Origin of the sequence: Amycolatopsis sp. BJA-103, assembly GCF_002849735.1 — a bacterium.
Classification (GTDB): Bacteria; Actinomycetota; Actinomycetes; order Mycobacteriales; family Pseudonocardiaceae; genus Amycolatopsis.
On the sequence record NZ_CP017780.1, the window covers coordinates 151,315 to 170,646 of the forward strand.

General features: G+C 68.9%; 17 protein-coding genes. 7 read left to right on the forward strand and 10 right to left on the reverse strand.

The window, feature by feature from the left end; genetic code table 11:
* Nucleotides 1–14: 14 nt before the first annotated feature.
* Together BKN51_RS00815 and BKN51_RS44050 are read left to right on the forward strand one after the other, a co-directional pair.
* A complete protein-coding gene (locus BKN51_RS00815) occupies nt 15–1,235 on the forward strand; it encodes a GNAT family N-acetyltransferase (protein ID WP_101605775.1) in 1,221 nt (406 codons plus the stop codon).
* A gap of 67 nt (nt 1,236–1,302) precedes the next feature.
* On the forward strand, nt 1,303–2,208 hold the full coding sequence (locus BKN51_RS44050) for a nuclear transport factor 2 family protein (protein ID WP_233224287.1): 906 nt from the start codon (nt 1,303–1,305) through the stop codon (nt 2,206–2,208).
* On the opposite strand, the gene mtnA is transcribed toward BKN51_RS44050, so the two are convergent.
* The gene (gene mtnA / locus BKN51_RS00830; protein ID WP_101605776.1) at nt 2,180–3,145 is read right to left on the reverse strand and encodes an S-methyl-5-thioribose-1-phosphate isomerase; all 966 of its coding nucleotides are present in this window, start codon (nt 3,143–3,145) and stop codon (nt 2,180–2,182) included. The genes BKN51_RS44050 and mtnA overlap by 29 nt on opposite strands.
* A gap of 48 nt (nt 3,146–3,193) precedes the next feature.
* On the opposite strand from mtnA, the gene BKN51_RS00835 reads away from it, so the two are divergent.
* Complete coding sequence (locus BKN51_RS00835) at nt 3,194–3,601, forward strand: RidA family protein (protein ID WP_233224288.1); 408 nt, start codon at nt 3,194–3,196, stop codon at nt 3,599–3,601.
* A 443-nt stretch (nt 3,602–4,044) separates the two neighbouring features.
* Nucleotides 4,045–5,241 carry an IS30 family transposase gene (locus BKN51_RS00845; protein ID WP_442857690.1) on the forward strand — a complete coding sequence of 399 codons (1,197 nt, stop codon included), beginning with the start codon at nt 4,045–4,047 and terminating at the stop codon, nt 5,239–5,241.
* Between the two features lie 149 nt (nt 5,242–5,390).
* Here the strand turns inward: BKN51_RS00845 and BKN51_RS00850 are convergent, their stop codons facing one another.
* The 4 genes from BKN51_RS00850 to BKN51_RS00865 form a co-directional block, all read right to left on the reverse strand.
* A complete protein-coding gene (locus tag BKN51_RS00850; protein WP_101605778.1) occupies nt 5,391–5,855 on the reverse strand; it encodes a YfbM family protein in 465 nt (154 codons plus the stop codon).
* Between the two features lie 3 nt (nt 5,856–5,858).
* Nucleotides 5,859–6,653, reverse strand: coding sequence for a PIG-L family deacetylase (locus BKN51_RS00855; protein ID WP_101605779.1), 795 nt, complete (start codon nt 6,651–6,653; stop codon nt 5,859–5,861).
* A 944-nt stretch (nt 6,654–7,597) separates the two neighbouring features.
* The gene (locus BKN51_RS00860) at nt 7,598–8,293 is read right to left on the reverse strand and encodes a dienelactone hydrolase family protein (RefSeq protein WP_101605780.1); all 696 of its coding nucleotides are present in this window, start codon (nt 8,291–8,293) and stop codon (nt 7,598–7,600) included.
* A complete protein-coding gene (locus tag BKN51_RS00865) occupies nt 8,290–9,174 on the reverse strand; it encodes an arginase family protein (protein WP_101605781.1) in 885 nt (294 codons plus the stop codon). The genes BKN51_RS00860 and BKN51_RS00865 overlap by 4 nt, the downstream gene beginning before the upstream one ends.
* Nucleotides 9,175–9,248: 74 nt before the next feature.
* On the opposite strand from BKN51_RS00865, the gene BKN51_RS00870 reads away from it, so the two are divergent.
* A complete protein-coding gene (locus BKN51_RS00870) occupies nt 9,249–10,601 on the forward strand; it encodes a TrpB-like pyridoxal phosphate-dependent enzyme (protein ID WP_101605782.1) in 1,353 nt (450 codons plus the stop codon).
* Nucleotides 10,602–10,681: 80 nt separating this feature from the next.
* On the opposite strand, the gene BKN51_RS00875 is transcribed toward BKN51_RS00870, so the two are convergent.
* The 3 genes from BKN51_RS00875 to BKN51_RS00885 form a co-directional block, all read right to left on the reverse strand.
* Nucleotides 10,682–11,896 (reverse strand): GGDEF domain-containing protein, encoded by a 1,215-nt coding sequence (locus tag BKN51_RS00875; protein ID WP_233224296.1) that lies wholly within the window; start codon nt 11,894–11,896, stop codon nt 10,682–10,684.
* A gap of 139 nt (nt 11,897–12,035) precedes the next feature.
* Nucleotides 12,036–13,247: an MFS transporter gene (locus BKN51_RS00880; RefSeq protein WP_101605784.1), complete on the reverse strand. Its 1,212-nt coding sequence runs from the start codon at nt 13,245–13,247 to the stop codon at nt 12,036–12,038.
* Nucleotides 13,248–13,328: 81 nt separating this feature from the next.
* Complete coding sequence (locus BKN51_RS00885) at nt 13,329–15,182, reverse strand: VanW family protein (RefSeq protein ID WP_101605785.1); 1,854 nt, start codon at nt 15,180–15,182, stop codon at nt 13,329–13,331.
* A 288-nt stretch (nt 15,183–15,470) separates the two neighbouring features.
* On the opposite strand from BKN51_RS00885, the gene BKN51_RS00890 reads away from it, so the two are divergent.
* Both BKN51_RS00890 and BKN51_RS00895 read left to right on the forward strand, forming a co-directional pair.
* Nucleotides 15,471–15,974: a metallophosphoesterase family protein gene (locus BKN51_RS00890; RefSeq protein WP_101612986.1), complete on the forward strand. Its 504-nt coding sequence runs from the start codon at nt 15,471–15,473 to the stop codon at nt 15,972–15,974.
* Between the two features lie 18 nt (nt 15,975–15,992).
* Nucleotides 15,993–16,985: a PHP domain-containing protein gene (locus tag BKN51_RS00895; RefSeq protein WP_101605786.1), complete on the forward strand. Its 993-nt coding sequence runs from the start codon at nt 15,993–15,995 to the stop codon at nt 16,983–16,985.
* Nucleotides 16,986–17,421: 436 nt separating this feature from the next.
* Here BKN51_RS00895 and BKN51_RS00900 read toward each other — a convergent pair whose 3' ends face one another.
* Nucleotides 17,422–18,603, reverse strand: a complete 1,182-nt coding sequence (locus tag BKN51_RS00900; protein ID WP_101605787.1) for a saccharopine dehydrogenase family protein — start codon at nt 18,601–18,603, stop codon at nt 17,422–17,424.
* 19 nt (nt 18,604–18,622) lie between these two features.
* The gene (locus BKN51_RS00905; protein ID WP_101605788.1) at nt 18,623–19,264 is read right to left on the reverse strand and encodes a GOLPH3/VPS74 family protein; all 642 of its coding nucleotides are present in this window, start codon (nt 19,262–19,264) and stop codon (nt 18,623–18,625) included.
* Between the last annotated feature and the right edge of the window lie 68 nt (nt 19,265–19,332).

Here is a 19,332-nt window from a genome sequence, read left to right on the forward strand (position 1 = left end):
CGTAGGACGACTGGGTGAGTGATGACGATTTGACCATCCGAACCCTGACCACCGACGATCTGCCCGCGTTCTCGGAACTGCTCGCGGGCGCTTTTCTCACCGATCTCACTGAAGGATTGAAACACCGCGAAGAGCTGGTGTTCGAGCCGGAGCGTACGCACGGTGTGTTCGACGGTGACGACCTCATCGGAGCGGGTGAACTGCTCACTCGCAAGATCACCGTTCCCGGTGCCCGCCAGACGCCGCTGGCCGCGGTGACGTCGGTCGGTGTCGCCCCGGGGCACCGCAGGCGGGGCGTGCTCACCCGGATCATGCGGGCGCAGTTGCACGGTCTGCACGAGGACGGCGCCGAACCGATCGCCGCGCTGTGGGCGTCCGAGGCGGTCATCTACTCACGGTTCGGTTACGGCCTCGCGGCGCAGTTCTACCGCGCGAAGGTACGCGCGAAGTCCGTGTTCCGGCCCGGCGTCGAACTCGAAGCCGAGCGGGTGCGCGAAATCGGGCGCGAGCAAGCGATCCCGCTGATCAGGGCGATTTACGAAAAGGAAGCGCCGCAGCGGGTCGGCGCGCTCGACAGGCCCGATTCGACCTGGGAATTCCTTCTCGACGACCCCGAGTACCGGCGCCACGGCGCGACCGCGCAGAAGTTCGCCGTCCTGCCGGACGGCTACGTGATCTACCGGGTGAAGAACGACTGGAACGAAGAAGGCCCGCAAGGCACGTTGACCGTGCAGGAACTGGTCGCGACCACGCCGGAGGCTTACGCGACGCTGTACCGCTTCCTGCTCGACTACGACCTGGTCGTCACGGTGGAGGCCTTCGCCGCCCTCGACGAACCGCTCATCCACCTGCTCGCCGACCCCCGCAAAATGATCCGATCCGCCGGTGACTCGCTGTGGTTCCGGCTCGTCGACGTCGACCGCGCCCTGGTCACCCGCCGCTACGGCGCTCCGGTGGACCTGGTGTTCGGTGTGCACGACGCGTTCTGCCCGTGGAACACCGGGAACTGGCGGCTCACCGCCGACGCCGAGGGGAACGCCGAAGTCACCCGAGTGGCGGACTCGCCGGATCTCGAACTGGACGTGATCGACCTCGGCGCGATCTTCCTCGGCGGGACGCGGCCGAGCACGCTGGCCGCGGCCGGGCGGATCAAGGAGCGGACCGCCGGGGCGGTTTCGCGGGCCACGGCGGCGTTCGCCACCGACCGCGAGCCGTCCTGTGTCGAATCCTTCTAGCGCGGCATTACCTGGCGGGTAATCGACCAGGTACGGCTTCGCTTGCCAGAGTGACCGAGTGCGAAAAATGAAGAGATTCCTTGGTGCGGCGGCCCTTGTGCTCGGTGCGACGCTGGCGGAAAGCGGGACGGCGATGGCGGGGACGAGCGCGGGCTGTGGCGTCCTGGACCAGCTGGGAGACAGGGTCGAAGGCGCGGTTTCGCCGAGTGCCTGCACCTTCATCACCCGGCAGACCGAATTCGGGGCGATGCGGTCGGACACGCCGGAAGAGCGGGAAGCCCGCGTCCGGTCGTACGGCCGCATCTTCGCCGCCGACGGCACCTTGGCGGAATCGGGAAGTGCCCCGCCGGTACGCGGCAGGACGAACATCGAGGGCAACCTGCGGACCCTGCTGGGCGCCTTCCCGACCTTCCGGTTCACGCCGGTGAAGATCGTGGTCAGCGGCGAGACCGTGTTCTACGAAGCGGCCAACGAAGCGGTGATCCGCGGCGAGTTGGTGCGCTACCCGGCCGTGTACCGCGTGGTGCTCAAGGACGGCGAAGTCACCCAGGGGCGCCGCTACCACGATCGGACGGAATGGTTCCGCCCCATCGAAAGAGACGACCTGCGCGAACTGTTCGCCGGTGTCGCCGACGACTGTCCTCGGAAAGGACCGGCCTTCACCGGACCGGGGCTGACGGCGCCGGTGACGGACCCGGCCTGCCACGCCGCCTACCTCGGCAGGCTGGCGGGAGCGATGACCGACGTCCGCCTGAAGCCCGATCAGGCGGCGGCCGGTCCGCGCACGAGATTCCAGGAGTACCGCGGAACCGTGCGGGCGAAGGGACGGACGATCGACTTCGGGATGATCGTCGGCACCGGTCCCGGCCTGGTCCGCTACTACTTCGACACGCTGCCGCTGAACTACGACGACGCGGAGACGGCCGCCTTGTTCACCGAGCTGCTCACGGGCGCAGCACGCCCTGCTCGGTGACCACCGCGGTGACCAGCTCGAACGGCGTCACGTCGAAGGCCGGGTTGAACACCTCCGCGCCTTCGGGGGAGACCTTCGTGCCGCCGAAGCTCAGGACCTCGCCGGGATCGCGTTCCTCGATCACGATCCCGGCGCCGTCCGGCATCGCGGTGTCCACAGTGGACGAAGGGGCGACGACCACGAACGGGATCCCGTGGTGTTTCGCCGCGATCGCCAGCCCGTAGGTGCCGATCTTGTTGGCGACGTCGCCGTTGGCGGCGATCCGGTCGGCGCCGACGAGGACGCAGTCGACCAGGCCGCGGCTCATCGCGGCGGCGGCCGCGCCGTCGGGCTGGATCCGGTACGGGACACCGGCTTCGGCCAGTTCCCAGGCGGTCAGGCGGGCACCCTGCAACAGCGGCCGGGTCTCGTCGACCAGCACGGAATCGACCAGGCCGCGAGCGTGCAGGTGCCAGACGACGCCGAGCGCGCTGCCCCAGGCGACCGTCGCGAGGTGGCCGGCGTTGCAGTGGCTGAGCAGCCGCAACGGCCGTCGCCCGCAGTGTTCGAGCACCACCGCGGCCGCCAGCCGGGAGGCCTCGTGATTGATCCGCTCGTCCTCGTCGAGGATCGCCAGCGCTTCGGTGAGGACGGCTTCTGCCCCTTCCGGGAGCTTCGCGAGCGCGCGGGAGACGCCCCAGCTCAGGTTGACCGCGGTCGGGCGAGCCTGGGCGACGCGCTCCGCCGCTGCTTCGACGTCACCGCCCGCGCGGGTCGCGAGCACCACGCCGAGTGCCCCCGCCGCGCCGAGCGCCGGTGCCCCGCGGACCGCGAGCCGCTGGACGGCGTCGACGAGTTCGCCGACCGTGCGCAGTTCGAGCACGCGGTACTCGCCGGGAAGCGCGGTCTGATCGATGATGGTGACCGCGTCGCCGGTCCAGTCGATCGTCCTGCGCATGGCTCTCCCGTGAAATCCGGTTGTCCGGCCGCGGCCGTCTCGGTGAGGATGCGGCCCGTGACCATTCAACGCCACCATCCGCCCGGCCTGCATCCCACGCCCACCTATCACCACGTGACCATCGTCGAAGGCCGCCGGGACGTCCACCTCGCCGGCCAGTGCCCGCTCGCCGAAGACGGCAAGGTCGTCGAGGGTGACGTGCTCGCGCAGGTCGACCAGGTGGTCGCCAACACCGCCGCCGCGCTCGCCTTCGCCAAGGCGACCCCGGCCGACGTCGTGCGCACGGTGATCTACGTGGTGACGCCGGACGCCGACGTGCTTTCGGCCGTGTGGGGCCGGTTCGTCGAGTCGGAGATCGGGGAGGCCTTCACGACCGCGAGCACCCTGCTCGGCGTCGCGCAGCTCGGGTACCCCGGCCAGCTCGTCGAACTCGATGTCACCGCCGCCACGGCCTGAGCGTCTCCTCAAGTGGTCGTGAGTGGCGATTCGGGTTCTAGCCAAGGGTGCCGTAGGTGCCTGCTGGATTCTGCGTGCGAGTGTTCGCGAGTTCGTGATGGCCAGGGGTCGTGTTGCGAAAGCCACTTTCGGGACATCAGACGTCGCGAAAGTGGCTTTCGCGACACCCGGGCTGGCTGGCGCGGCCCTCGCAACGACTCGACCCACCACGCCACTGTCGCGAAGGCTCTCCTCTGCGGTACATGAAGGCCCCCTTCCTTGCGCCTAGGTACAGGAAGGGGGCCTTCATGTACTGCCGAGGGAAGTGGCCCTTCACGCGCCGCCGCCCGTGACTGCTGGGCTGGCGGGTGTCGCTGAGGCTTCGGAGGGCGATCACGTAGTCCGTGAAGGCCTCTTGGGTTCATGGGGTGGTTGCAATGCTCTGAGGTGGGTGGGTGTTGCGGGTGCTGGGTGTTGGGGAGTTGCCGCGTGAGGTGAAGGTCGGGTTCTGGGGGTTGGTGCGGGCTGGGTTGCCGGCGAAGCCGGCGGCCCAGGTGCTCGGGATCGGTCATACGACGTGTTCACGGTGGTTCCGTGAGGCTGGCGGGGTGATGAGCAACGCACCCCGCTTGTTGTCGGACCGGTTCCTGTCGCTGGCCGAACGCGAGGAGATCATGGTTCTGCGGGCGCGGGGTGAGTCCCAGGCGGAGATCGGCAGGATTCTCGGGCGGAGCGCTGGGACGATCTCTCGGGAGCTGGCCCGTAACACCGTGGCGGGTCGGGAGTATCGGGCCAGCGTGGCCCAGGCCGCGGCGGCGCGGCGAGCGAAGCGGCCGAAGGTCGCCAAACTCGCCGTCGACGGTCACCTGCGGGACCTGGTGCAGGACGGGTTGTTGCAGAAATGGTCTCCTCAGCAGGTCAGTAAAGTCTTGCGGGAGAACTACGCGGACCACCCGGAGTTACAGGTGTCGCACGAAACGATCTACCAAGCGCTCTACGTGCAATCCCGCGGCGCGCTGCGCCGTGAGCTCACCGCATGTCTGCGGACCGGGCGGGCGTTGCGTAAACCGCAGCGTCAGGCTCAGGTGCGCAGGGAACGGGCGCCGGGACGGATCCAGGGGATGGTCAACATCTCCGAGCGTCCCGCCGAGGTTGAGGACCGGGCGGTGCCGGGACACTGGGAAGGTGATCTGATCTGCGGGACCGGGCACGGTTCGGCGATCGGGACGCTGGTGGAGCGCACCACCCGGTTCGTGATGTTGCTGCACTTGCCCGACGGGCGTGACGCGGCGACGGTGGCCGAGGCGATGGCGGCGATGATCGCGACTCTGCCCGAGTCGATGATGGCGTCGCTGACGTGGGATCAGGGCAAGGAAATGGCTCACCACACCAGGATCACCGCGGAGACCGGGGTGCAGGTCTACTTCGCTGATCCGCACTCGCCGTGGCAGCGGGGGACCAACGAGAACACCAACGGGTTGCTGCGGCAGTACTTTCCCAAGAGAACCGACCTCTCGGTCTATTCCGCGGAGTACCTCGCCGCGGCCGCCGCACAGCTCAACGAACGACCGCGTAAGACACTCGGCTGGCTAACACCAGCCGAGTGCCTGCGGCGGCTACTCTTCCCAGACGAAACAACCAGCATTGCAACCACCAGTTGAATCCGCCCCTCCTTCACTACCTTCAGGGTAGGCAAGGAGGCCTTCACGGACCTGCGACCAACTCCTGCCACAAGCAGCAGGTCTTCGGCTCTAACCCGAATCGCTACTCACGCCCCCCCCTGCTCACCGGGGCCTGGGAAGCGGCGTCGTCAGGTGACGATCGTGACGACCGGATCCCCGGCCTTCGCGGCTCCGGCGAAGAAGGTCACGAGCTCGTCGTAGTAACCCCGCACGTAGTCCAGCGCGTCGGGCTCGTCCCAGATCGACGGGTAGATGCCGTTGGCCTCGAGAGCCGAGAGCTCGACACCCCGCGAAAGCTGCTCGAACCCGGTCCGAGACAGCTCCGCGCCGACCTTCCCCACCTCTTCGGCCGTGAAGTACCGCGCCGGTCCGTCGCCGCCCTCTTCCCCCAGCAGCGTTCCGCCCAGTACGAAGTCGATCTCGATCCCGGCCCGCTCGGCCAGGAACCACAACGCGTGCCACGCCTTGTCGATGTCCACGGCCCGCTCGGTGGCCCTGGTCTTCTCCGCGTAGTCCCAGTACCGATCGGGCTCTTCGATCAGCTCACGCAGTTCATCGGAAGTGACGCGAAAGTACGCACCGCACATGCCCATCGGTCAGAGACCCGCCATCAGATCGGTCTCGGTGATACCCGGCCCCTGGCCCGCGCGGATGAACCACTCGATGCCGAACGCCTGCGCGAAACCCTCGTCGGGCATCGCGAGGAAGAACGAGTCCTCGCTGATCTGACTGGCGTGCGCGCGCATCGCGGCCCGCTTCTGGGGCAGATACTCGTGGACATCGACCCTCGCGGTCAGCACCGCTTCCGGCTTGCCGAACTCCGCACCGTCGTCGAAATCGGGAAGATCTTCGGCCTTCAACTGCCCGGTCCGCACCGCCTCCTCCATCCCGCGGCGCATCTCGTCACTGTTGCTCGTCGCCTCGTAGACCCGCGGCGTGCCCGCCAGCTCGGCCGCGCGCATGCCGACGCGGTGCACCTGGATGTGGTCCGGATGCCCGTAGCCGCCGTTGTCGTCGTACACGGTCAGGACGTCGGCCTGCTCCTCGCGCAGGATCTCGGCCAGCCGTTGCGCGGCCTCCTCGACGTCGGCCTGCCAGAACGTGCCGGGCACGTCGTTGCGCGGCTCGCCCATCATGCCGGAGTCGGTGTACCCCAGGAACTCCACGCGCTTGGCCCCCAGCACCTCGGCCGAAGCGTGCGTCTCCTGCACGCGGCGCTGCCACAGCTCCTCTCCGTCGTCGAGGAACCCGTCCGGCACCTCGCCGACCTCCCCCCTGGTCGCGACGACGAGCACGACACGGTGGCCTTCCTCGAAGGCCTTGCGCATGACGCCGCCCGCGACGATGCACTCGTCGTCGGGGTGGGCGTGAAAACTCACCAATGTGGCCATGGTGGGGAAACTACCCGGGGGCACCGACATATTCCGGTGTGCGCCCGTCCGAGTAACAGTTGACTATCCGCTTGTTGCGGATCCGGCCGTTCACACGACTCAAGCAACACGGACAACGGGGGTGGAAAGGGTGGCCGGCTTTGGTGGGGATCGACGATTGGTACCTGGACCGTGCGCATCGGCGCGAGGTGAGGTCGGAATACAGCCCTGACGACGACATCCCGGATCCGGATGTTTTCGGAGAGTCACCGGCTCAGGGGTGGATCGTCGTGAGAAGTGGGCGACAGCCACGGCACAAGAAGCCGGTCCCGGCGCCCGAAGCTCCGCGCAAACTGCCACGTGCCGTCTCCGGAGGTAAATGGCAGTCAGCCGCCAGGAAGTGGCTGACTGACTTTCCACAGGGAACCAACCGTGAGTGTTTGCGCGCCTTGCGACTGGCAGGCCACAAGAACGCGACGACTCAGCTGATCGCACGCTTGCGGGTCAAGTCGGCTGCGGCCGTCCAGCCTCCGGCCGTCAAGGCGACAGCCGGTGGCGGCCAACCGGCGCGAGCCAAGGAACACACCCGACGGAGCACTTCGGGAAACAAGCGGCGCCGTTCCAACGGCGCCGTACCGTGGCACAACTTCGCCGTTCAATGGCTGAGAGCTCATCCGGGCGCGAATGACCGTAAGTGGAGGGAAGCGGTTGCAGAGGCAGGGTTCGCCGGTGTCACCGCCCCGGCGATTGCAGCGCTCCGTCGTGAGATCCGACCCAGCAGGGCGAAGCCGCTTCATCGACCGGTTGCCCGTTCGACGCCGGCGCTCGTCAAGGTCGACTACTGCGCCGGCTGCGGTATCGCGGTCCGCGACGATGGTCTTTGCCCCTGCTAACCGCGATAGGGTCCGTGAAGGCCTCCTTCCCTACCCTGAGGGTAGGGAAGGAGGCCTTCACGGACCGGCCAGCTAAGCCTGGGCAGGGAAGGTGCGCCCCAGGAACTCCAGCGTCAGCGCCCAGGCCGCCGCGGCCGGCTCCGGCTGGTGGAACATCGGCGCGACATGGTTGTGGAACGCGTGCCCCGCGCCCTCGTGGATGTGGATCTCCGCGCCGTCGTGAGAAGCGACCGCGTCGGCCAGGTGACGCACCCCTTCGACGGGGATGTACGGATCCGCCCCGCCGAACTGGAACTGAACGGGGCAACTGATCTTGTCCAGCAAGGGAAGCTGGTCCGGCACCCGCGATCCGTAGTACGACACGGCGACGTCCGGGTCGCCCTCGGAGGCGGCCGCGTAGGCCATCGAGCCGCCGAGGCAGAAGCCGAAGACGCCCGCGCGGCCGTCGGTTTCGGGCAGGGAGCGCAGCGTCGCCAGGGTCGCGAGGACGTCGGTGACCGCGCGTGCCGGGTCGAGTTTGCCGGCGACCTCCATCGACGCCGAGACGCCGGCTTCGTCGTGGGTGGCCGACCAGCCGGGGGCGATCCGCCAGAACAGTTCGGGTACGGCGACGACGTAGCCGAGCGCGGCCAGGTCGGCGGCGACCGACTTGAGATAGTCGTCGAGACCGAAGATCTCCTGGATCAGCACCAGGCCCGGGCCGGAGCCGGATTCGGGCAGCCAGAGCGGGGCGTCGAACGAGCCGTCGGCGACGGTCACCTCGGTCATCGGGTTCCTTCCAGTGCGCGCACGAGACAGTCCGCCACCAGGGCGGCCTGCGTGCCGTCGGGGTCGAGGTCGGGATCGAAGATGGTCAGCTCCAGCCCGGCGGCGCCGGGGATCGCGAGCAGGCCGCGGAGAAGTTCGACGAGCCTGTCCGGGCTGAGCCCGCCGGGATCGGGACTGTCCACTGCGGACACGAACTCCGGGTCGAGGGTGTCGATGTCGATGTGGATCCAGAAACCGTCCAAGGGTGCGAAAATCTCGCGCGCGGCGGTCAGCGCGCCGTCGGTGCCGGACGCCATGATCTCTTGGCTGGTCACGATGCGAAGCCCGGCTTCCCGCGCCTCGGCGGACTCTTCCGCGCGAACGCCGAGCACGAGGACGTCCTCGTCGCGGACGTAGGGCGAAAGGCCGTCCACATCGGCCAGTTCCGGAGCGCCGCGGCCGGTCACGACGGCGAGCGCCTCGCCGCCGACGTTGGCGACGAAATCGGAGTTGCCCAGGTGCCGGAAGTCGTCGTGACCGTCGAAGTAGACGATCCCGAAGCGTCCTTCGCGACGCAGGGTCAGCATCGCGGCGAGCGCGATGGAACAGTCGCCGCCGAGGACGACCGGGAAGTCGCCGTCCGCGCGGATCTTCGCGAGACGACCGGCGAGGGCCGCCGTGTAGTCCGCGATACCGGCCGCGTTCCGGACGCCGCCGTCCGGCGACCAGCCGGGCAGATACCGCGGCGGAGTGACGACGCCGCCGTCGGTCGCGCCCAATCGAGTGAGCAGGCCGTGATCACGCAGCGCGCCCGGCGCCTTGTAACAGCCCGGGACCACTCCTTCGGCGGGCGGACGCAGTCCGAGATTCGACGGCGCGTCGAGCAGTACGAAATTCCCCATGCCCACACCGTAGTAGCGATCCCTGGTGCCGCGCCGTCCGTCCCTTTAGGTTGAAGGGAGACGGAGGAGGCTCAATGGCGGAGCGGACGAAGTACATCCTCGACGAAGCAGACCTGCCGACCCGGTGGTACAACGTCATCCCGGATCTGCCGGAGCCACCACCGCCGCCCCTGCATCCGGGCACACGCGAGCCGATCGGCCCGGACGATCTCGCGCCGCTGTTCCCCCAGGCGCTCATCGCCCAAGAGGTCACCACCGAACGGTACGTCGACATCCCGGAAGAGGTCCTGGACGTCTACCGGCTCTGGCGCCCGTCGCCGCTGTTCCGCGCGAGGCGGCTGGAGAAGGCGCTCGGTACTCCCGCCCGCATCTACTACAAGTACGAAGGCGTCAGCCCGGTCGGCTCGCACAAGCCCAACACCGCCGTGCCGCAGGCGTTCTACAACGCGGCGGAAGGCGTCACCAGGCTGACCACGGAGACCGGCGCCGGGCAGTGGGGGAGCGCGCTCGCGTTCGCCTGCGCCACCTTCGGGCTCGAATGCGAGGTGTGGCAGGTCCGCGCTTCGTACGACCAGAAGCCGTATCGCAAGCTGATGATGGAGACGTTCGGGGCCACGGTGCACCCCAGCCCGTCGACGCTGACCGAATCCGGCCGCGCGATCCTGGCCGCCGACCCCGCGTCGACCGGGAGCCTCGGCATCGCGATCAGCGAGGCCGTCGAGCAGGCGGCGCAGGCGGAGAACACCCGCTACGCCCTCGGCAGCGTGCTCAACCATGTGCTGCTGCACCAGACGATCATCGGCGAAGAGGCGCTGAAGCAGTTCGAACTGGCCGGGGACACCCCGGACGTGCTCGTCGGCTGCACCGGCGGCGGCTCCAACTTCGGCGGGCTCGCCTTCCCGTTCCTGCGCGAGAAACTCGCCGGGCGGATGGACCCGGTGATCCGCGCGGTCGAACCGGCGGCCTGCCCCACGCTCACCCGGGGGAAGTACGCGTACGACTTCGGGGACACCGCGGGGCTGACGCCGTTGCTGAAGATGCACACCCTCGGTCACGATTTCATTCCCGACCCCATCCACGCAGGTGGCCTGCGCTACCACGGGATGTCACCGCTGATCTCGCACATCTACGAACTCGGGCTCATCGACGCGATCGCCATCGGGCAGGAGGACTGCTTCGCCACGGGTGTCCAGTTCGCCCGCACCGAGGGCATCATCCCGGCACCCGAGCCGACGCACGCGCTCGCCGCCTGCATCCAGGAAGCGTTGCGATGCAAGGAAACCGGTGAGGAGAAGGTGATCCTGACCGCGCTGTGCGGCCACGCGCACCTCGACCTCCCGGCGTACGGCGCGTACCTGGCGGGCGACATCGTCGACAACGCGCTGCCCGACTCCGTCCTCGAGAAGTCCCTCGCCGGCCTTCCGTAACCCCCAAAGCGCGCTATGAAAGGCCCGTTACTTGCAAAATTTGCAAGTAACGGGCCTTTCATAGCGCGCGCGACCCAGTGTCAGCCGGTGACTTGGTAGCCCGACGTCCGGTTCCGCCCGGTGTTCTTGGCCTCGTAAAGCGCCCGGTCCGCGACGGCGATCACCGCGTCGAGGTCGGTCACGCCCGGCCGGTCGGCCAGCCCGATCGACACGGTCACGTGCTCCGGCAGGTCATCCGCCCGGCCCGCGATGCTCGACCGGATCCGCTCCGCGATCGCGTGGGCGTGCACGGCGGGCGTACCGGGCAGCAGGACGACGAACTCCTCGCCGCCGAACCGCCCGACCAGATCCGTGCCGCGCACCTCGGTGCGCAGCGTTTCCGCGATGGCGGCGAGATACCGGTCGCCGACCAGGTGCCCGTGCCGGTCGTTGATCAGTTTGAACCGGTCGACGTCGAGCATCAGCAGGCTGGTGTGCCGTCCCGCGCGCCGCGCGCGGTCGAGTTCGTCGGACGCGGCCTCGCGCCACGCCTTGGCGTTGAGCAGCCCGGTCTTGGCGTCGCTGCGCGCCTGCCGTTTCAGCTGCCGCAGCAGCACGCCGCGGTGCAGCACCAGCGTGATCCCGACGACCAGCAGCAGCACCACCGGCCAGTCCCGCAGCGCCCACGCGACGATGATGCCGAGCGCGATCGTCGCCGTCTCGAGCGCGTACTCGAACGGCTTCGCCAGTGCCTTGCTCAGCCTTTCGTGCGGAGTGCCGTAGTACACCGCGATCGTCATCAGCACGGTGTTGACCAGCAGGAACACCCCGCCCGCCGCGACCACCAGCCCGAACGAGCGGAGGTCGCGGGGGAGGACGTCGAACGGGACCGCGTACCGGGTGAGGAAGGCGTTGGCCGCGAAGCCCGAGAGCACGGTCGCCGACGTGGAGAACGTCCGCCGGAACAGCGGATTCGGCTGGCCTCGGAACCAGCGGTAGAAGAACGACACCGCGATGACCAGCGCGGCGAGCCCGGGGTGCACCAGGAGCACGGCGGCGAAGGTCCAGACACTGTCGAGCGAGATGTGCGGCGTGCCCGCGAACCGTTCCCTTACTCGCTCCACCGGCCGCGACAATTCCGTGTACAGCACGACGCTGGCGATCAGGATCGCGAAGGGGAGGGCGTCACCCGGGGTGAACGGGACGAGGAGAAAAGTCCAGGCGGATCCGGCGATCGCCGCGACGTCCACCAGGAGGACGAAGCCGATCAAACCTCGATTGGGCAGCCGCCACAGCGCCCAATTCGTTAGCGCCACGGTGACGAACGTAATCGGTTGGATACTAGGTGTCACTACGCTGTATGGGTAGGCGTGGGTGCACCACGCGTGACCGGGATCGGGACTCGGAGGGGGTGAGCTCCATGCGCGGGCAGAACTGGTGAATATCCGGTTCCGGTCAAAGGGGGTGAAGCGGGGCCACGTGGCGCCAAGCCCGGGTGGCCGGAACAGCCACTACGAGACCGGCGAGTGCGATGACCGAGACCGTCGTCGCGGGTGAACCGAGTACGCCGACGAGCAGGCCGCCGGCGATCAGCCCGATTCCCTGCACGGCGATGAGTCCCGACCCGGCGAGGCCGAACGCCTGGCCTCGTTCGGTGTCGGGGACCAGCCGCATGAACGTGGTGCTCGCGGTGACCTGGTAGGCCGCGCACATCCCGGACAGCACGAGCAGTCCGGCGGCGTAGGGGAGCGACGGCCGGAACCAGAACGCCGCGAGTGGCACGATCGCGCCCAGCGCCAGTATCCCGACCATCCGCAGCCGGACTTCGGGACGCACGAGGCGGCCCAGCACGAACACCCCGAGCACGATCCCCAGCGGATGCGCGGCGAGCAGCAGGCCCGCCGTCACCGCCCCGCCGCCGATCTCCGCGGCGTAGGGCACGGCGAGCCCTTCCGGCACGATCACGAACCCCGCGAGCCACGCCAGCCCGACCAGCGCGCGCAACCGCCGGTCGTGCCAGATCGTGCGGGCGCCCGCCGAAAGCCGCCTCAGGGTCGACGTCGCCGGTCCGGCGGCTCCCGTCGCGGGCCGGGCGCGGACACCGAGCCGCAGGACGATCGCGGAGACAGCGAACGTCACCGCGTCGAGCGCGAGTCCCCGGCCGGTCCCGACCGCCGCGATCACCGCGCCGCCCAGTGCGAATCCGGCGAGCTGGCCGACCTGGTTGGTGATCTTCAGCAACGACTGGCCGAGCACGTAGGAGTCCCCGCTCAGCACCGACGGCAGGACGGCGGCCTGTGCCGCGGTGAACGGCGCGTTCGCCAGCTGCACCACCACCAGGACGGCGGCGAGCACGGGCAGCGGGATGCCGGGAATGGCGAGGACCGCGACCAGGAGCGCCCGGACGACGTCGGAGTAGACCATCACCGCGCGGCGCGGGAACCGGTCCGCGAGGCCGCCGAGCAGCGGTCCGCCGATCAGGTCGGGAAGGTAGGTGAGCGCGTAGGTCAGCGCGGGCCAGGTCGCCGACTGGGTCCGCTGGAACACCAGCACCGACAGGGCGACCCTGGCCACCTGGTCGCCGAGGATGGACTGGAGTTCCGCGAACCAGATGGCCCGCAGTTCACCGACCGCGAGGATCTGCCGGAAGGTCGCCTTCGAGGTCACGAGGTGGCCACCCCCGTTCAGTCGGGTCGGCCACTGAGCGTACCTCCCCGGACGCGCTCGGTGAACGCGTCCGGGTGAAAATTACTCCGTACCGCAGGTGATTTTCGGCTGCGGGTTGTAGTGCACGTTCCGGGTGTGGCGCCGGACTTCGCGGCCGCTCGCGGCGTCCTTGATGACCCGGGTGTCCGAGGTGGTGAAGCCGGGCGCGCCGTTGCTGGGCTTGCAGTTCTCGGCGGGACCGGGCTTCGTCGGCGGCTCGGACGGGTTGGTACGGCCGCCCGGGATCGACTCCACGGTGTACTTCTTGGTGCCCCACAGCCGGATCGTGATGTCCGAGGGCGACCAGATGGTCTGGATCGCGACGCCGGTGTCACCGTCGTTGGTGAACTTCAGGTCGATCACGCTGCCGCCGCCGTGGTTCTGGAACACCGTCGCCTCGCGCGCGGCGGGGTAGCGGCTGATGTAGTAGCTGTGTTCCTTGTGCTCGGTGTCCTTCATGCCGGCGAAGTACGAGGCGTTGTACAGCGTGGTCGCGAACTGTGAGATCCCGCCGCCTACCTCGCGGCCGGGCGCGCCGTCCTTGATGACCCCGGCCTCGACGTAGCCCTGCGCCGCACCGCGCGGCCCGGTGAACCCGTTGAGGCTGAACATCTCGTTCGGCTTCACGATGGCGCCGTTGACCTTCTGCGCCACGACCCGGATGTTCGTCCCCGAGTCCGCGGCGAACCCGCCGGTCTTGAACTCGCTGACGACCTCCTTGATGCCGAGCTGGTTCGCCTGCTCGGTGGTCACCTTGGCGGGGGTCTTCTTGTAGGTCACCGGCAGGTCGCGGGCACCGGTGCGCTTGAGCACGTCGAGCACCGGCTTCAGGCTCGGCTCCCAGTCGACGACGTTGGCGTCCTCGGAGGGCTGGACGGTCGGCTTGCCGCCTTCGAAGACGATCTGCGCGTCCTTGCCCTCCTTCTCGGTGGACTTCAGCTGCGGACCCGCGGCCTCGATGATCTTGTTGTTGTCGACCTTCGGGTTCAGCACGCCGCCGTCGACGGGCTCGAAGGTGAGCGCGCCCGCGATGGCGTCCGGCTTGACGATCGCGTCCTTGCCCTCGCCCTTGATCACGATCGGCGCCGCCACGGCGGGCTTCGCGACCTGCTCGAGAGCGGCGTGGACGGCTTCCGGCGAGACCTTGACCGGGGTCTGGGTGACCGCGAGGGTGAGCGGCTCGCCGCTGGCCCAGCGGTCCAGGATCGTCTGCTTGGCGGCCTCGACGTCGAGCTTCTGCCCGGTCTTCGGTTCGACGGCGACCGGCCTGGCCTCCTCGAAGCGGACGGTGCCCTCGACGGGGTCGCGGTCGATCTTGTCGCGCAGGTTCTCCAGCGCGGGAGTGAGCTTGGCGTCCTCGGTCTGCGTGACGACGCCGACCTCGGTGGTGGTGAAGAACGACGCGACCCGCGTGAACGGGTTCAGCGGCTGATCGCCCGCCTGGTCGAGGGTGGCGGGCCAGTCGAGGCGGAGGCCCGCCGCCGTCGGCGCCAGCGACTCCTCGGTGTCGCCCGCGACGACCTTCACCGGCCGGGTCAGCCGCGGCTCGATGCCGCCCCTGAGCTCCTTCTCGGCGGCCGCGCGGTCCATCCCGCCGACGTCGACCCCGGCGACGGTGACGCCGCGGGGGACGCTGCCCTGGGAGACCAGCACGTCGAGGGCGTACGCGACGACCAGCAGGCCGAGCACGCCGCCGCCGATGAGGGCGGCCTTGCGATAGCTGCGACGGCGTTTCGGTGGCGCGGGCTCCTGCGGCGTGGCAGACTCCGCGAACCCGGGCGTGACGACCGGGAGAATGTCCGTCTGCTCGGCATGGGACTCGGGCCAGCGCGGTTCCTGCGGCAACTCTCCACCCTCCACGGTCCGGCGAGCACGCCGGACGTCGTGATCGAACATCCGGGCCTTCCACGCGTTCCGGACGTACGTTCAAGATACGGGGCGCGTTTTGTGGGCTTGCAACTCGCCCGGTTGGGTGAGCGGTCACTCCGTCGGGTGGTCACTGGGTGTCAGGTTCCGGGTTTTCGCTCACTCTGGCGAGAAAGTCGAAGTCACGGCCCTGGTCCGCTCGCGTGATGTGTTCGGCGCACAACACGCCGTAACCTCGTTCCCCGGTGACGCCGAGCGCGGGGTCCAGTGTGGACGCTCCAATTCGGACAGTTCCTCGTCACCGATCGGAGACGAATGTTGCGCCTGCTGCTCATCGCCGACACGCACCTTCCGCCGCGGGCGAAGGTGCTGCCGGATCAGGTCTGGCGCGAGGTCGACGCGGCGGACGTCGTCGTCCACGCCGGCGACTGGGTCGAGGTCGCTCTGCTGGACGAACTCGAGGCCCGGAGCAAGCGGCTCATCGGGGTCTACGGCAACAACGACGGCGTGGAGCTGCGGGCGCGGCTTCCCGAGGTCGCGCGCGCCGAACTCGACGGCGTCCGCCTGGCGGTCATCCACGAAACCGGCGGCAAACAGGGGCGCGAGCGTCGCTGTGACGAACTGTTCCCGGATACCGACGTCCTCGTTTTCGGGCACAGCCACATCCCTTGGGACACGGTCACGCCGAAGGGGCTGCGGCTGCTGAACCCCGGCTCGCCGACCGATCGGCGCCGTCAGCCGTTCTGCACGTATCAGACCGCCGAGATCCGCGACGGCGAACTGTGCGACGTCGCTCTGCATGAGCTGCCTCTTCGCCGCTGACGGGGTAGACAGGTAGCCATGGAACCGGCGCAGGCGTTGAGGGAGATCGCGTTCCGGCTGGAGCGCGCGGGCGAGCCGACCTACCGGGTGCGCGCCTTCCGGCAGGCGGCCTCGGTGATCGCCAAGGTCAAGCCGGACGACCTGCGCAAACGTGCCGAGGCCGGGACGCTGACCGCGTTGCCGAATATCGGCAAGGCGACCGCGGCCGTCGTCGAAGACGTCCTCGCCGGGCGTCGTCCCGCGTACTTCGAGAAGCTCGGCGAGCCGGAGCTGCCCGACGGCGGTCCGATGCGGGCGGCGTTGCGCGGCGACTGCCACACCCATTCGGACTGGTCCGACGGCGGGAGCCCGATCGAGGAAATGGCCGAGGCCGCCCGCACGCTCGGGCACGAATGGATGGTGCTGACGGATCACTCGCCGCGGCTGACCGTCGCCAACGGCCTCTCGCCCGAACGGCTGCGGCGGCAGATGGACGTCGTCGCGGAACTGAACGAGACGATGGCGCCGTTCCGGATCCTGCACGGCATCGAGGTCGACATCCACCTCGACGGCACGTTGGACCAAGAGGAAGACCTGTTGGAGCAATTGGACTTCGTCGTCGCGAGCGTGCATTCGAAACTGCGGATGCCCGCGAAGGAGATGACGCCGCGGATGCTCGCGGCCGTGCAGCACCCGCGGGTGCGGGTGCTGGGGCACTGCACCGGGCGGCTGGTGATGGGGGCGCGCGGGAAGCGGCCCGAGTCGGAGTTCGACGCGGAGGCGGTGTTCACCGCGTGCCGGGACAACGGGGTCGCCGTCGAGATCAACTCGCGTCCCGAGCGCCGGGATCCGCCGACGCGGCTGCTGAACCTGGCCGTGGACCTGGGCTGCGAGTTCGCGATCGACAGCGACGCTCACGCGCCGGGCCAGCTGGACTGGCTGGTTTACGGCTGCGTTCGGGCCACCGAGCTGGGGATCGAGCCGGACCGGGTGATCAACACGCGGACCGCCGAGGACCTGCTGGCCTCGTGAGTGGCCAGGACGGTTCTATTGAGGGGTAAGTCAAAGGTGGCGTGACCGAGCCTCTGCGATGAAGGACTCCTTCGCTGGCTTCAAGGCTTCCTCAAGTGTCACGGGGGCACTCTCTGACGGCTGAATGTCCGGTTGATGGCTGTACGTGCGGTTTTCGAGGGGGTCGTGAGTGGCAAAGAGGGTTAGAACGCGCATTGCCACTCACGACCCCGCTCGCAAAGCGTGCAAATAGGCATCAATCAGACATTTACTCGCAAAAAGTGTCCTTTGTAGACAGTCAGGGTGGGGCCGGCTCTCGTCGGACGGCCAGATCCGCGACGCTGGAGGCTCGGCGCGACCCGACCGCGAACACGACACGTTTGCCCTTCTCCTCGATAAAGGATGGCGGCCCGGGTGTCCCGGCGGCGCGGATAGGGCGGAGCCCGCAGGCGGCTAGTCAGGCAGCGCGGTGGGGCAGGGTCGCGAAGCGCAGGCCGGCATCGCTCAGCCTGTCGATCAGCGCCTGCCCCATCGCGCTCGCCGTGGTCACCTGCCCGGCCGTCACGGGCAGGTCGTCCAGCGCCAGGCAAAGGGCGGATTCGCCGAGCATCTTCGCGGTCTCGCCGTAACCCGGATCGCCGCCGGACACCTCGGTCACGACGCGCTCACCGCCGCTCTCGGCGTGGAACCGCACGGAGAACCAGGACCGGGCCCGCCTGGCCTCGTCCGGGCCGCCGCCGGGCTTCAGCAGCTTCGACAGCGCCCGCCGCGCGGGCGGGATCTGGGCGGCGCCGAAGACGAGACCCATCCCGGCGGCACCGGCGGCCACCATCGGAAGCCGTTTGACCGCCGCGTAATGCCGGTACGTGAAGTCGGGGCCGTACGCGGGGAGCGCGGCGGCGGAACGTTCGACGATCATCGGGTCGATGGTCGGCAGTGGTACCGCCCAGAAACCGTCGGGGCTGCGATGCGGGGTGCCGAGCGGGGCACGCGCCCGGCGGTCCACCGGCCGTGGTTCGGCCGCGGCGCGATCCCGGGCGGCGCGGAAACTCGAAGGCAGCCGGGAAAACGCGGTCAGCGCGGAAAGGAACGTGCCGCCCGACGGGAGCGCGCCCGCGCGCACGTAGCCGTCGATCCGGATCGGTTTCCCTTGGGGCAGCCGGGAAACCGTGAAGAGGACGCCGAGGTCGTGCGGGATCGAATCGAAACCGCACGCGTGCACCAGCCGCGCGCCCGTCTCGGCCGCGCGGGCGTGATGGGCGACGTACATCCTGTCGACGAACTCGGGCTCGCCGCACAGATCCGCGTAGTCGGTCCCGGCGTCGGCACACGCGGCGACCAACGGCTCCCCGTAGTGGACATACGGGCCGACCGTGGTGGCGACGACCTTCGTGGATTCCGCGACCTTCCGCAGCGAGTCCACATCGGAGACGTCGGCCCGCAGCAGTGGCAGAGCGCCGAAGTCCGGGTTGACCGAGAAAAGCTTTTCCCGCAACGCTTCCAGCTTGCCGGGATCGCGTCCGGCCAAGGCGAGGCGCAGGCCGGGTGGCGCGGCGCGCGCGAGGTACTCCGCTGTCAGTCCACCGGTGAACCCGGTGGCGCCGAACAGCACGACGTCGTGATCACGGCCGGTGGGCATGGCGTCACCCTACCGCCGGTCACCGCCTGTCGCCGGTGTAGACGACCGCGGCCCCCACCGCGTCCACTCCCGAGATCAGCTCGGCGAGCGCCCTCGGGAGCTCCCGGTGCGTGGCCTCGGCCCAGGCCCGCAGGCCGGCGCGGTCGAGTTCCGGTTCGCAGAGATCGTCGAGACCGATGGTCCAGGCCAGCAGGGCCAGGCAGACCGAATGCGGATCCGGCCGGTCGGTACCGAGTACCGCGGCCCTCGCCTTGCTGCGCGCGGCCGTCGACATCAGCAGATCCCGCGGCGGGTACCGGTGATTTTTTCGCATGAGCACACGGTCGGTCTCGCGGTTGATCACTCCCGCGGTGAGCAGATTGTTCGCGACCGTTTCCCCGAGATCCTGGCGGAGGTGGTCGACCCATTCCCGGACGGTGTGCCACTCGCGCTCGCCGAGGATTTCCGAGAACACCCGATCGAGTGCGGGATGGGCGAGGCCTCGCCGCGTCAGTGGCCGGATTCGCTTGCGTTCCACGGTGATCCGCTCGGCGAGGAGGAGATCACAGAGCGCGGAACCGGCCATTCCGATGCCGAGTCCCGTGCGGCGCAGCGCGGGTTTTCCGGTGAACTCGTCGTGGGCGAGGAAGAACAGGGAATCGACCAACGTCAGCCGACGCATGAATGGCACGCCCTCCGGCGTTGTAGTGCGGGACGGCCAAAGTAGCGGTAGCCGGTGGACCACTGCGA

Excerpts from the sequence above, each read along its gene's own strand:
- BKN51_RS00835 (WP_233224288.1), top strand. The coding sequence starts at position 3,194 with ATGCGGCCCGTGACCATTCAACGCCACCATCCGCCCGGCCTGCATCCC.
- BKN51_RS00905 (WP_101605788.1), bottom strand. The coding sequence starts at position 19,264 with ATGCGTCGGCTGACGTTGGTCGATTCCCTGTTCTTCCTCGCCCACGAC.
- BKN51_RS00900 (WP_101605787.1), bottom strand. The coding sequence starts at position 18,603 with ATGCCCACCGGCCGTGATCACGACGTCGTGCTGTTCGGCGCCACCGGG.
- BKN51_RS00870 (WP_101605782.1), top strand. The coding sequence starts at position 9,249 with ATGGCGGAGCGGACGAAGTACATCCTCGACGAAGCAGACCTGCCGACC.
- BKN51_RS00860 (WP_101605780.1), bottom strand. The coding sequence starts at position 8,293 with ATGACCGAGGTGACCGTCGCCGACGGCTCGTTCGACGCCCCGCTCTGG.
- BKN51_RS00885 (WP_101605785.1), bottom strand. The coding sequence starts at position 15,182 with ATGTTCGATCACGACGTCCGGCGTGCTCGCCGGACCGTGGAGGGTGGA.
- BKN51_RS00865 (WP_101605781.1), bottom strand. The coding sequence starts at position 9,174 with ATGGGGAATTTCGTACTGCTCGACGCGCCGTCGAATCTCGGACTGCGT.
- BKN51_RS00850 (WP_101605778.1), bottom strand. The coding sequence starts at position 5,855 with ATGGGCATGTGCGGTGCGTACTTTCGCGTCACTTCCGATGAACTGCGT.
- mtnA (WP_101605776.1), bottom strand. The coding sequence starts at position 3,145 with ATGCGCAGGACGATCGACTGGACCGGCGACGCGGTCACCATCATCGAT.
- BKN51_RS00855 (WP_101605779.1), bottom strand. The coding sequence starts at position 6,653 with ATGGCCACATTGGTGAGTTTTCACGCCCACCCCGACGACGAGTGCATC.
- BKN51_RS44050 (WP_233224287.1), top strand. The coding sequence starts at position 1,303 with ATGAAGAGATTCCTTGGTGCGGCGGCCCTTGTGCTCGGTGCGACGCTG.
- BKN51_RS00895 (WP_101605786.1), top strand. The coding sequence starts at position 15,993 with ATGGAACCGGCGCAGGCGTTGAGGGAGATCGCGTTCCGGCTGGAGCGC.